Source organism: Serratia sp. CY47444, assembly GCF_052168635.1.
Lineage (GTDB): Bacteria > Pseudomonadota > Gammaproteobacteria > Enterobacterales > Enterobacteriaceae > Serratia > Serratia bockelmannii.
In genome coordinates, this window is record NZ_JBJNMH010000018.1 from 73,915 (window position 1) to 85,794 (window position 11,880).

General features: G+C 62.7%; 11 protein-coding genes. 9 read left to right on the forward strand and 2 right to left on the reverse strand.

Annotated features, from left to right (window positions below; translation table 11 throughout):
• The first annotated feature begins 42 nt into the window (after positions 1-42).
• Positions 43-672: an alanyl-tRNA editing protein gene (locus ACJ8IL_RS20170; RefSeq protein ID WP_141999263.1), complete on the forward strand. Its 630-nt coding sequence runs from the start codon at positions 43-45 to the stop codon at positions 670-672.
• A gap of 15 nt (positions 673-687) precedes the next feature.
• Here ACJ8IL_RS20170 and ACJ8IL_RS20175 read toward each other — a convergent pair whose 3' ends face one another.
• Positions 688-930, reverse strand: a complete 243-nt coding sequence (locus tag ACJ8IL_RS20175; RefSeq protein WP_025303447.1) for a hypothetical protein — start codon at positions 928-930, stop codon at positions 688-690.
• A 241-nt stretch (positions 931-1,171) separates the two neighbouring features.
• Here ACJ8IL_RS20175 and ACJ8IL_RS20180 point away from each other — a divergent pair, with 241 nt between their 5' ends.
• From ACJ8IL_RS20180 to ACJ8IL_RS20215, 8 genes are all read left to right on the forward strand, one after another.
• Entirely contained in the window at positions 1,172-2,731 is a 1,560-nt protein-coding gene (locus ACJ8IL_RS20180) for a TIGR04028 family ABC transporter substrate-binding protein (RefSeq protein WP_337660843.1), read from the forward strand.
• 9 nt (positions 2,732-2,740) lie between these two features.
• Complete coding sequence (locus tag ACJ8IL_RS20185; protein ID WP_141998468.1) at positions 2,741-3,685, forward strand: ABC transporter permease; 945 nt, start codon at positions 2,741-2,743, stop codon at positions 3,683-3,685.
• Complete coding sequence (locus ACJ8IL_RS20190; protein ID WP_141998466.1) at positions 3,682-4,572, forward strand: ABC transporter permease; 891 nt, start codon at positions 3,682-3,684, stop codon at positions 4,570-4,572. The genes ACJ8IL_RS20185 and ACJ8IL_RS20190 overlap by 4 nt, the downstream gene beginning before the upstream one ends.
• Positions 4,569-6,227 carry a dipeptide ABC transporter ATP-binding protein gene (locus tag ACJ8IL_RS20195; RefSeq protein WP_049203573.1) on the forward strand — a complete coding sequence of 553 codons (1,659 nt, stop codon included), beginning with the start codon at positions 4,569-4,571 and terminating at the stop codon, positions 6,225-6,227. The genes ACJ8IL_RS20190 and ACJ8IL_RS20195 overlap by 4 nt, the downstream gene beginning before the upstream one ends.
• Positions 6,224-7,267: a putative FMN-dependent luciferase-like monooxygenase gene (locus ACJ8IL_RS20200; protein ID WP_442516792.1), complete on the forward strand. Its 1,044-nt coding sequence runs from the start codon at positions 6,224-6,226 to the stop codon at positions 7,265-7,267. Before ACJ8IL_RS20195 ends, ACJ8IL_RS20200 begins: the two co-directional genes overlap by 4 nt.
• Positions 7,264-8,376, forward strand: coding sequence for an alkylhydroperoxidase domain protein (locus tag ACJ8IL_RS20205; RefSeq protein WP_197781632.1), 1,113 nt, complete (start codon positions 7,264-7,266; stop codon positions 8,374-8,376). Before ACJ8IL_RS20200 ends, ACJ8IL_RS20205 begins: the two co-directional genes overlap by 4 nt.
• A gap of 291 nt (positions 8,377-8,667) precedes the next feature.
• Positions 8,668-9,576 (forward strand): sugar glycosyltransferase, encoded by a 909-nt coding sequence (locus ACJ8IL_RS20210; protein WP_025303440.1) that lies wholly within the window; start codon positions 8,668-8,670, stop codon positions 9,574-9,576.
• The gene (locus tag ACJ8IL_RS20215; protein WP_025303439.1) at positions 9,554-10,777 is read left to right on the forward strand and encodes an O-antigen ligase family protein; all 1,224 of its coding nucleotides are present in this window, start codon (positions 9,554-9,556) and stop codon (positions 10,775-10,777) included. Before ACJ8IL_RS20210 ends, ACJ8IL_RS20215 begins: the two co-directional genes overlap by 23 nt.
• On the opposite strand, the gene ACJ8IL_RS20220 is transcribed toward ACJ8IL_RS20215, so the two are convergent.
• A complete protein-coding gene (locus tag ACJ8IL_RS20220; RefSeq protein ID WP_025303438.1) occupies positions 10,716-11,816 on the reverse strand; it encodes a glycosyltransferase family 9 protein in 1,101 nt (366 codons plus the stop codon). The genes ACJ8IL_RS20215 and ACJ8IL_RS20220 overlap by 62 nt on opposite strands.
• Between the last annotated feature and the right edge of the window lie 64 nt (positions 11,817-11,880).

Here is an 11,880-nt window from a genome sequence, read left to right on the forward strand (position 1 = left end):
ATGACATGAATATAATGGCTCTTCGAACCGAGGAGAAAAATGATGACCGAACGACGTTATTACTACAGCGACGATTTACAGGGCCAGGCACAGGTGTTGAGCTGCGCGCCGGCCGAGGCGGGCGCTTACGCCGTGGAGCTGGACGCCACGCTGTTCCACCCGCAGGGCGGCGGCCAGCCGTCCGATGTGGGAGCGTTAGACGGCGTCGCCGTGCTGCGAGTGCAACAGCAGGGGGATTCCGTGGTGCACTTTACCGCCGCGCCGCTGCCGATCGGGCCGGTCACGATGCAAATCGATGAAGCGCAGCGTCGGCTGCACGCCCGTTGGCACTCCGGCGGGCATCTGATCGGCTGGCTGGGGGAAACCCGGGGGTGGCGGCCGGTCAAGGCGCATCATTGGCCGGGGGAAGGGCGCATCACTTTCGCGCCGGGACCGGATGCACAGACGATAGAAGCGGACTTTTTGCAGGCGGAGCTGGCGCGCTTGATTGCTGCCGATTTACCGCGCCGCCAACAGGCGGTGGACGGTATGCGCCAGGTCGGTTTCGGCGAGCTGCCCGCCTACGGCTGTGGCGGCACCCATGTCGCCGCGCTGGGCGAGGTGGGCGCGATCGCGATCACCGGCATAAAGATGAAGAAAGGGCAGTTGAATGTGCAGTATGAGCTGGGTTGAATAAGGGAGAGCGGCTCAACGCCCGGCCTGCCGCAGCTGGGTGCAGAATGCGCATTGACATCCCGCTACCGGCACTGCCGCGCAGCTGCCGATGTTCACCGGCTGGGCGTCCATGGCGTGAAAGCCGTAAAACAGATTTTCGATGTTTTGTTCCGCCGCGCGCGCCTGTTCCGGGCGCGGTTCGGGCACTTTTGACTGAAACGCCGCGGCCTTGCCGGCCAACAGGCTGAGAAACAGCAGCGACAGCTGGATTTTCATCGTCGTCTTCCTTTGGCTGAGATTTTGATACTTTATAACAAAATGCATTCGTCGCCAAGCGACGCGTCTTGTGCGATTTACACCATTGGTTAGCGAAATTAGTTCGTTCAATTCCCCGCCGATTTGGTTTGTTATCTAACCCATAACTTTCAGAAATAATATGGGTGCGGCGCGAATGTTTAAGTTTTCTTTCAAGGTATTAACCGGTGGAATAGCGGTGGCGTTAGGAGGGGCGGCGGCGATGAGCCCGGCGTTGGCGGCGGTGCAGGGCGGCACGCTGATCTACCTCGAACAGCAGGCGCACACCAATCTTTATCCGCCTTCCGGTGGGTTTTACCCCAACGGCGGTATTCTCAATCAGATCACCGATAAGCTGACTTACCAGAACCCCAAGACGCTGGAAATTGAACCCTGGATCGCCGAGTCCTGGAGCAGCAACGCCGACAAAACCGAATATACCTTCAAGCTGCGCCCCGGCGTGACTTTCTCCGACGGCACGCCACTGGACGCCAACGCGGTGGCGAAGAACTTCGACACTTACGGGCTGGGCAACAAGGAGAAACGCCTGCCGGTTTCCGAGGTAATCAATAACTACCAGCGCAGCGAAGTGGTGGATCCGCTGACGGTTAAATTCTACTTCACGCGGTCGTCGCCGGGTTTCCTGCAGGGCACCGCCACTATTGGCTCCGGGCTGGTATCGCTCGGCACGTTGAACCGCAGCTACGACGAACTGGGCGATGCGCGCCATATCATCGGTTCCGGTCCGTTTGTGGTCAGCGGCGAAACGCTGGGGCGTGAGGTCGAGCTCAGCGCCCGCAAGGATTATGACTGGGGGCCGGCCAAATCGCCCCAACAAGGGCGAGCTAATCTGGACGGCATCAAGGTGATCGTCACCGGTGAGGACAGCGTGCGCATCGGTGCGCTGCAGGCCGGGCAGGCAGATTTTATCCGCCAGATCCAGGCCTATGACGAGAAGCAAACGCAGGATCAGGGCTTTATCATTTATGCCGCACCGACGCGCGGCGTCAACGACAGCATCGCTTTCCGGCCGGATAACCCGCTGGTGGCCGATCTGCGCGTGCGTCAGGCGCTGCTGCATGCCACCGACAGCAAACAGATCGTCGATACGCTGTTTTCCGTCAACTACCCGCAGGCCAAATCGGTGATCGCCTCCTCGGCCGCCGGCTTTGTCGATCTGTCCGACAAGCTGAAATTTGACCCGCAGCAGGCCAACCGGCTGTTGGACGAAGCGGGTTGGAAAAAGGGCGGCGACGGGCTACGGGTAAAGGACGGCAAGAAGCTGGTGCTGACGGTGTATGAATCGTTGCCGCAGCCGCAGAACAAGGCGGTGTTGCAGCTGGTTTCTCAGCAGTGGGGGAAGGTCGGCGCGCGGCTGAACATTCTGGCGGGCGACGCCGGCAGCCGGGTGGCGGATAATCTCGACCCACAGAAAACCCCGGCGACGGTGGTGGAGGTGGGGCGCGCCGATCCGGACGTGATCAAAAGTCAGTTTTATCCAACCAATCGCGATGGGCTGCTGCAGAAGGGCGGTACCAGCAGCAACAGCAATTTTAGCGATGACAAGCTGAACGCCCTGCTGCTGGGTATCGCCTCCGAGGTTGACGCGCAAAAGCGCCTGCAAACAGCCGGCGAGGCGCAAAACTACCTGATTGACCAGGCCTATGTGATCCCGTTCTTTGAGGAGCCGCAGGTGTTCGCCGGCGCGCCTTATTTGAAGGGGGTGAGCTTCGAAGCGGTCGGCCGCCCGAGCTTCTACGGCGCCTGGTTAGAGAAACATTAAGGGGGCGCAATGAAGCGATATCTGGCGGGGCGCATCGGGCAGGCGGCATTGGTGCTGTGGGCGGCCTTTACCCTGTCGTTCCTCCTGCTGCAGGTGCTGCCGGGCGATGCGATCCTGATCAAATTCCAGAACCCGGACATGGGGCTGAGCCCGGCGCAGATCGCTGACATGCGCGCGGCCTATGGCGCGGATGTCCCCTTGTGGCGGCAGTATCTGCATACCCTGGGCAGCGTGCTGCATGGCGATTTGGGCTTCTCAATGCAGGCCGGGGTGCCGGTTACCGCGCTGCTGGCGGCTAATCTGCCCGCCACGCTGCAGTTGGCGGTACTGGGCTTTGCGGTGGCGTTGCTGCTGGCGCTGATTATCGCTTTTGCTTCCAACCTGACCGGCTTCGGCTGGCTGCGTTCGGCGCTGCAGATGCTGCCGTCGCTGTTCGTTTCAGTGCCCACCTTTTGGCTGGGCATTGTGCTGATTCAGCTCTTTTCGTTCCGCCTGAAGCTGATCCCGATCATTAACCCCGGCGAGTGGCAGGGGTTGATTTTGCCGATCGCGACGCTGGCGCTGCCGATCTCTGCGCCGTTGGCGCAAATTCTGATCCGCTGCATCGATGCGGTGCAAACCCAGCCGTTCGTCGTGGTAGCGCGGGCCAAGGGCGCCAGCCGCAGCGGGGTGCTATGGCGGCATGTGGCGCGCAACGCCATGCTGCCGGCGCTGACCATCGCCGGCATGCTGTTCGGCGAACTGATCGCCGGGGCGCTGATCACCGAAACCGTGTTTGGCCGCAGCGGCCTGGGGCAATTGACCCAGCAAGCGGTGGTCAACCAGGACGTGGCGGTGCTGCAGGCGATAGTGCTGATCTCGGCCACCGCTTTCGTCATCATCAATTTGCTGGTGGATCTGCTGTTCCCACTGCTGGATCCGCGGCTGAAAACCCAGGCAGGAGCATCCCTATGAGCAGTATCTCCTTTGAAAAAGCCACGGTTCCTGAGCGCGATCTGTCCGGCGCTGAAAGTGAAGGCGCGCTGCCCGCCAGTCGCCCCAGCCGCCGCCGTGTCTCCCTGACGCTTTTGCTGGCCTGGGCGGTCATTGCGCTGGTGGTGCTGTGGGCGTTGGCGCCGCAGCTGTTTACCGCCTACAGCGGCACCGAAGGCATTGCCGGCGCGCAGCGGCTGGCGCCCGGCGGTGACCATTGGCTTGGCACCGATCAGCTGGGACGCGACCTGTATGCGCGCATGGTGTACGGCGCGTCGCAAACCCTGGCCGGCGCGGTAGTGGCGGTGGCGCTGGGGTTGGTGTTCGGCACCGCGCTCGGCCTGATCGCCGGTGCGTTGGGCGGCGTGGCGGACGACGCGGTGATGCGCGTCGTCGATGTGCTGTTGTCGATCCCCGGCCTGCTGCTGTCGCTGAGCATTATCATCCTGCTTGGTTTCGGTACGGTCAACGCCGCCATCGCGGTGGGTGTCACTTCAGTTGCCAACTTTGCCCGTCTGGCACGGGCGGAAGTGGTGCGAGTGCGGCACAGCGATTACGTTGAAGCGGCCTACGGCAGCGGCGGTAGCTTTTGGGCGGTGCTGTGGCGGCATATCCTGCCGAACTCGCTGACTTCGGTGATCGCCTTCTCGGCGCTGCAGTTCGGCAGCGCGATCCTGGCGATAGCCACCCTGAGTTTCCTCGGTTACGGCACTCCGCCGCCAACCCCGGAATGGGGGCTGCTGATCGCCGAAGGGCGCAACTACATTTCCACCGCCTGGTGGCTGACCACCTTCCCGGGCATTGTGGTAGTGGCGGTGGTGTTGGCGGCTAACCACATCAGCCGTTCGCTGGGAGGAAAAGTGCGATGAGCATGCAAGCGGCATGGCAACGGGCGGCGCGGCCGCCGGTACTGGCGCTGGACAAGGTTTCCATCGCCTATGAGGGCAACGAAGGCAGGCGAAGGGTGGTGCATGAGGTGTCGTTCACGATTGAGCCGGGCGAGGTGGTGGCGCTGGTTGGCGAATCCGGTTCCGGCAAAACCACCACGGCGCAGGCGATCATCGGCTTGCTGGCCGACAACGGCCACCTTGAACAGGGCACCATCCGGCTGCACGGTACCGATATCGCCGGCTGGTCATCGCGGCGGCTGGATGCGGTGAGAGGGGCGCAAATCAGCCTGATCCCGCAAGATCCCGCCAGCTCGCTCAACCCGGTAAAAACCATCGGCGAGCAGGTGGCGGAGATCGTCAATATTCACCGCCGGTTGCCGCGCGCGCAGGTACAACAGCGGGTGACGGAACTGTTGACTCGCGTCGGGCTGACGCACCCGGAACTGCGGGCGCGCCAGTTTCCGCATCAACTTTCCGGCGGCATGAAGCAGCGGGTATTGATCGCCATCGCTATTGCGCTGCAGCCGGCGTTGATCATTGCCGACGAACCGAGCAGCGCGCTGGACGTGACGGTGCAAAAACGCATTCTCGATCTGATCGACGAGCTGCGGCGCGAATCTGGCACTGCAGTGTTGCTGGTGACGCACGATTTGGGCGTGGCGGCGGAACGCGCCGATCGACTGCTGGTGTTCCGCCACGGCCGGGTGCAGGAACAGGGGGCTACCGCCGAGGTGCTGCGCGCGCCTGCCAGCGCATACACCCGCAAACTGTTTGCCGATGTGCCTTCATTGAGCGGCGCCGTTGCGCCGCCGCCGAAACGCAGCGGGCAGCCGCCGGCGATCGTGGTTCAGGCGCTGGTGAAGGATTTTCGGCTGTCCGGCGGCCAGGGGTTCCGCGCGCTGGATAGTGTGTCGTTTAGCGTGCCGCGCGGCACCACCCATGCGTTGGTAGGAGAGTCCGGGTCGGGCAAAAGCACGCTGGCGCGTTGCCTGCTGGGCTTCGAGCGGCCGGATGCCGGGCAGATCCTGATCGACGGCGTCAACGTTATCGGTCTCAGGGGCGAAGCGCTGCGTCAGTTTCGGCAGCGCATTCAGCTGGTTTATCAGAATCCGTTCAGCTCGCTCGATCCCAAACAGACTCTCTATCGGGTGATTGAAGAACCGCTGCTGAATTTCGCGCCGATCGGCAAACCGGAGCGCGATCGGCGGGTGCGTGAGTTGTTCGAACGGGTTGCGCTGCCGCCCGATTTGCTGAACCGCAGGCCGCACGAGTTGTCCGGCGGCCAGCGTCAGCGGGTGGCGATTGCCCGCGCGCTGGTGCTGCAACCGCGAATATTGGTATTGGATGAGGCCACGTCGGCGCTCGACGTCACGGTGCAGGCGCAGATCCTGCATTTGTTGCAAGAGTTGCAGCAGGAGCGGGACCTGACCTACCTGTTTATTTCTCACGATCTGGCGACGGTGCGGCGGATTTCGCACAGCGTTTCGGTATTGCACCGCGGTGAACGGGTGGACGGCGGCGCCACCGCCGAGCTGTTCGCCATGCCGGGGAGCGATTACACCCGTCAATTGATCGCCGCCATTCCCGGCCGCGCATCGCATGCCGGACAGCCAAAATTCGAGGAGGCGATATGAGCGGAAAAAGACTCGGTTTCTTCACCCGATTGCTGGATCAGGGCAGCGCGCAGGAGCGCTACCGGCTGGCGATCGAACAGATCGTGCACGCCGAACGAGCCGGGTTCGACACCGCTTGGGTGGCGCAGCACCACTTTCATGCTGATGAGGGCGGTCTGCCATCACCGCTGGTGTTTTTGGCGCAGGCGGCGGCACGCACCCGCCGTATCCGGCTGGGCACCGGGGTGATCACGTTGCCGATGGAGTCGGCGCTGCGGGTGGCGGAAGACACTGCGGTGCTGGATCTGTTGTCCGACGGCAGACTGGAGGTGGGCGTGGCCGGCGGCGGCACGCCGTCTTCTTTCGCCGCTTTCGGTCTCGACGCCGGTCAGCGCAACACGGCATTCGCCGAGAATTTGCGCACGTTGCTGAGCGCCTGGCGCGCAGAGGCGTTGGGCGGCGAAGACAACCGGCTGTACCCGGCGGCGCTGCAGCTGGCGCAACGTGTCTGGCAGGCCACGTTCTCGGTGGAAGGGGGGGAACGGGCCGGCCGCGCCGGTGACGGCCTGATGCTGTCGCGCACGCAGCCGCGCCCCGCGGACGCGCCTGACCTGCCGCTGGACGAACTGCAGAATCCGATCATTGACGCTTATCTGGCGGCGCTGCCGCCAGGGGTGGCACCGCGCATCATGGGGTCGCGCACCGCGTTTGTCAGCGAGAACGGCCAGCAGGCGCGCGACTTCGCCACGGCCGGGTTGAGCCGTGGGCTGGAGCGTATGCGCGCCAGCGGCCACCGGTTGGCCGATACGTCGCTCGACGGCCTGATCCGCGCTTTCGACGTGCACTTGGGCACGCCAGATCAGGTGATAGCCTCGCTGCAACGGGACAGCGCGCTGGCGCGCGTCACCGATCTGGCGTTTCAGGTGCACTCTATCGATCCACCGCACGCCCATATTCTGCGTTCTATCGATCTTATCGCCCGCCACGTGGCCCCTGAACTGGGCTGGCGGCGCGGCACGCCTGCCGCTGCTTATGAATATCACGTTGAGGAAAAGCTATGACGACATTATCGCACCAGGTCGATCTGCTGGCCGAACTGGCCGAGATTGCGCCGGATTCCACGCTGGCGCAGGCCAGAGCCACCCGTCAGGCGGCGACCGATGCCGTTCAGTCCAGCTATCTGGCGCTGTTTGCGCCTGCGGACGCCGGCGATTTTCCGCTGGCGCAGCGGCTGCGCTTGGCTCAGCGCATCAGTGAATGGCACGGCGAGCCGCGCTTGGCCGCGCACTACGCTGCTCTGCTGGAACGTCAGGGCGACGCGCCGGAAGACGAGCGGCTGCCGCTGGCGTTGGCGCATGCAGAACGGTTGGCGTTTCAACCGGCCAACGCCAACGCCCAGCACTTGCAGGCGCTGCGGCAGGCCGGCTGGTCGCTGGACGCCATCGTCACATTGTCGCAGTTAATCGCCTTTGTCAGTTTCCAAAGCCGCTTGCTGCGGGGCTACCGGCTGTTGGGCGGCAAGACGGACGACGCTGCGGCGCATCAGCCGGTAACGGCCGGCCGCTGGCGTACGGAGCGCACGACGCGAGGCGGCCGTCACGCGCCGCCGGCGTTTACCCGGCAAGAACTGGGGTGGGAGCCGTGGATCGCCGCCAAACCGTTGGCGGAATTCGATGACGCCGGCCGGGCGTTGCTAGAGCGGTTTGGCCACGCCGATTCCGATTACTTCCGCCTGTTGGCGCGCAACCATCCGGTGCTGGAACAACGCACGCTGGCGGACCGGGCGATTTTTTATACCTCCGGCGGGTTGGCGCGGCAGGATCGCGAGCTGGCGGCAACGGTCGCCAGCAAGGTGAACGGCTGCATCTACTGTGCCTCGGTGCATGCGCGCAAGGCGGCGCAGCTGTCGAAGCGCGAAGCCGAGATAGATCGGTTGCTGGCGGTGGCGCCGGGCGGCGCGTTGAGCCAGGCGCAGGATGACGCCTGGCAAGCGCAGATAACCTTTGCCGCCGCACTATCCGCAACGCCGCCGCAGGCCGACGCCGGGCAGCTGGCGGCGTTGCGCGCTCAGGGCCTGGATGAGCTGGCGCTGTTGGATTTGGTGCAGGCGACGGCGTTTTTTGCCTGGGCCAACCGGTTGATGTTGACGCTGGGCGAACCTTATCTCTGATCCTCTTAACCGTTCAGGCGGCAGCGCCGTTGGCTGCCGCCTGAACGCGCTCGGGTATTGCCATTGACGTTATTGTTACGCGTTGTAACAGTTTCTCACCCGATTAACATTTTGACGCATCTTTTGCCGATACGCAGACAGATAATTCAAATTACAAAAATTGCCCGACTAAACGAATATTTAGATACTCGCTGGGCAGCCTGGCCAGTGCTGACACGTTTTTAAATTCTGAGCATACAGAAAGATGCCTCTGTAGGTATCGTCACGCACTCTGGACAGGACATCGCCACCATGGGCTCTTTTTTTAAGCAGATCTACCGCTATTCCCACGCGCGCCCTTATCGGCATAACGAAAACCTCTGGCCCTACGTGAAGATCGCGCGCGGCGAAGGCGGTGAAATCGCCGCCTTATGGTACAAGCACCGGGCGGTGCCGATCGTCCCGCTGAGCGAACTGCGCAGCAGTTGCCGGGGAGAGGTGCTGCTGACGGCTACCGGCCCGTCGGTGAAGGCGCTGCGCTTCGAAAATATTCCCGCCATGCCCGCCATCGGGGTCAACGGCGCCTATTTTCTGCATCGGCAGGTGGATTTTCGCTTCTACGTCATCGTGGACATGGGGTTTATCGACAGCCGCCCAGAGATCGTGCGCGACGTCATTCAACGGCCTGAGCTGACGCTGTTCACCACCGTGCACGGCGTGGCGCGCATTCTCGATCGCTTTGGCCCGGCGGCGATCGGTTGCCGATTGGCGATCGTCGAAGACGCGGCCTGCAAGATTTACCGCCCTCGGATCGACAGCGGCGCGCTGTGGGATCACTACTGCCGGGAAAACGGCGTGGTCTTTGCCGCCGAGAGCCGCATGCTCGGCTTTAGCCAGGATATCCGCTGCGGCATTTTCGATGCCGGCACCGTGGCCTATTGGGCGCTGCAAATCATCGCCTATCTCGGCTTCAGGCAGCTGTTTATCGCCGGACTGGACATGAACAACTTCCACCAGCCGCGCTTTTACGAAACCGAGCAGGATCGCTTGCCGACGTTTCTGGCGGACAAGGTGGCGTCGCTGGTGATCCCCGCTTTTCGACACGCCGGCGCGATCATGAAAAAGCAGCAGATCGCGATTAAAAACCTCTCCCTGCACAGCGCTATCGGCAGCGATATCTTCGAGAAGGTGGACGGCAATGTTTACTTTCAGCAAGCCTGAGCGGTGTTATCGCTTCGGCAGCGCGCTGTTTTTAGCCTTCGCGTTTTTCAGCGCGATCTTTTGCGGGCAGACCCGCGTCAACAACCTGTTTCATTTGGCGGCGCTGCTGTGGCTGGCCGCCGTGTTCACCTGGCCGCCGCTGCGGCGGCAGCTGTGGGCCAATCGTCAGGCGCGCTGGGGCGGCGGGCTGGCGCTGATGTTTTTGCTTTATTATTCCCTCAGTGCGCTGTGGGGCGAGACGCCGGGCGACATGCCGTCGGCCCTGACCCACAGCGCCTATATCCTGCTCTATCTCGCCTGGCTGGTGACGCTGCTCGACGGTGAGCGGCGTCATCAACTGCTGTGGGCGATGCTGGCCGGCATGACGGCGCTGTGCCTGTATCTGACGCTGGTAGACGCCCCGTCGATTTATCATCTGCGGGAAACCACCGCCCGCAATCCGGGGCCGAGCAACGTGATCGATCTGGCCGGTTACGCCGCCATCGCCATTTTGTTGAGCCTGATGATTTTCCGCGATACCGGGCAAAAAGCGGCGCTGTGCTTTATCCCGCCGCTGCTGGCATTCATGGTGCTGACGCAAAGCCGCGGCCCGCTGATCGCACTGGCGCTCGCGGTGGTAGTGGCGATGCCTTATCGACACCGGCCGGGACGGTGGTTGTGGTTTCTGTTGCCCGGTGTGCTGGCTGTGGTTCTTGTCGTCGTTTACAGCGCGATCGGCGAAATGTTGCTGACGCGTTTTGGCGAGCTGTATCAACAGAGCTTTGTTCGCATCAGCATCTGGCGCCACAGCCTGGCGCTGATCGGACAGGCTCCGTTCTTCGGCTACGGCTTTGATAAGCAGCTTAACTTTCTCAATTACACCGGCGAGCTGAACCACACCACGCACAGCCTGTACCTCGGCGCGTTGCTGAAGGGCGGCTGCGTGGGTTTCCTGTTGCTGCTGGCGCTGCTGGGATATGGCGCGCGGCTCGCCATCGCGCACTGGCGCGCAGGGCGGCGTTGGGAAGCGGCCATGTTTCTGTTTATGCTGGTGTTCTACAGTTCGCAGGGCATGTTTGTGATCGCCAATCCGGCGGAGTTTTGGTACCTGTTTTGGCTGCCGCTGGCGATGCTGCTGTCGCAGCCTAAGCGGTTGCAGATCAGGGGTGTACCGGCGGTAACGCCGCCAGGGTCTTCTCCAGCACCTGTTCCGCCGCGATGAGGCTGAGCGGTTGGCTGCGCTGGGCCGTATCCAGCGCGGCGCTATCAACCGGCACGTGCATCACCTGATGCCGCTCGCTGTCCTGATAGGGGCCGGTATGCCGTGGGTTAGCGGTGACGAACAGGCTGACGGTGGCGGTTTTCAACGCCACGGCGAGGTGAAGCGGGCCGGTATCGCCGGTCACCAGCACCTGCAGATTGGCGATGGTCGCCAGCAGTTGCGGTAACGTGGTCGCGCCGATATGGCTTACCACCCGCTGTTGCTGTTCCTCACTCAAACCCGCCATAAATTCCCGCTCGAGGCTGCGCTCCGCCTTGCTGCCAATCAACTCGATCTGGCAGTCGGGGGAGTGCGCCAGCAGCCGTTGCGCCAGCTGAACAAAGCGTTCGACCGGCCAACGACGCAGCGTTTCGGAGGCGCCCATCTGAAAGCCGATCGGGATCTTGCCCGTCGGTTTCGCCAGTGCGGGTAGGGCGACCGGGATGAACATGTCAGGATTGTCGGTACGGCATCCCAATTGCCCCACCATATCCAGCTTGCGCTGAATCAAATGGCCGCCGGTGCTGCGGCTGACGCCGGTCAGCCAGCGTTCCATGCCGCTCGGTTTGTTGCCATAAATGTCTTTGAACAGGTATTGGCAGCCGGCGGTGATGGCGACCAGCACGTCATAAGGCGCCTTCGAGTGCAGGATGACCGCCAGCTGCGGCCGGTTTTTTCGCAGGCGCCGGATAACGCCCAACATGTCTTTAGCCTTGTGATCCCAGTAAATTACGTCATGAAAGCAGGGGCTGCCTTCGACCAGCTGCCGGTTTTTGTGGCTGGAGACCAACGTGATTTGCGCGCCGGGATAGCGCTCACACAGTGCGCGGATGGCGGGCGTATTGAACATCAGATCGCCGAGGGCACTGGTGGAGAAAATCACGATGCGTTCAAAAGATTGCTGCGGATCGAAGCTCGCTGCGGGCCGGAAATTGCCCGCGATGCGGGTATAGAGACGCAAACCGGCGTTGGCCGCCGCTATTTTCCACTGTTTAGACATTGCCGTTCGCTTCCGCTTGAGTTCGGTGGCCACCGTCTGGCGCCGCGTCGTATCATACAAGCGC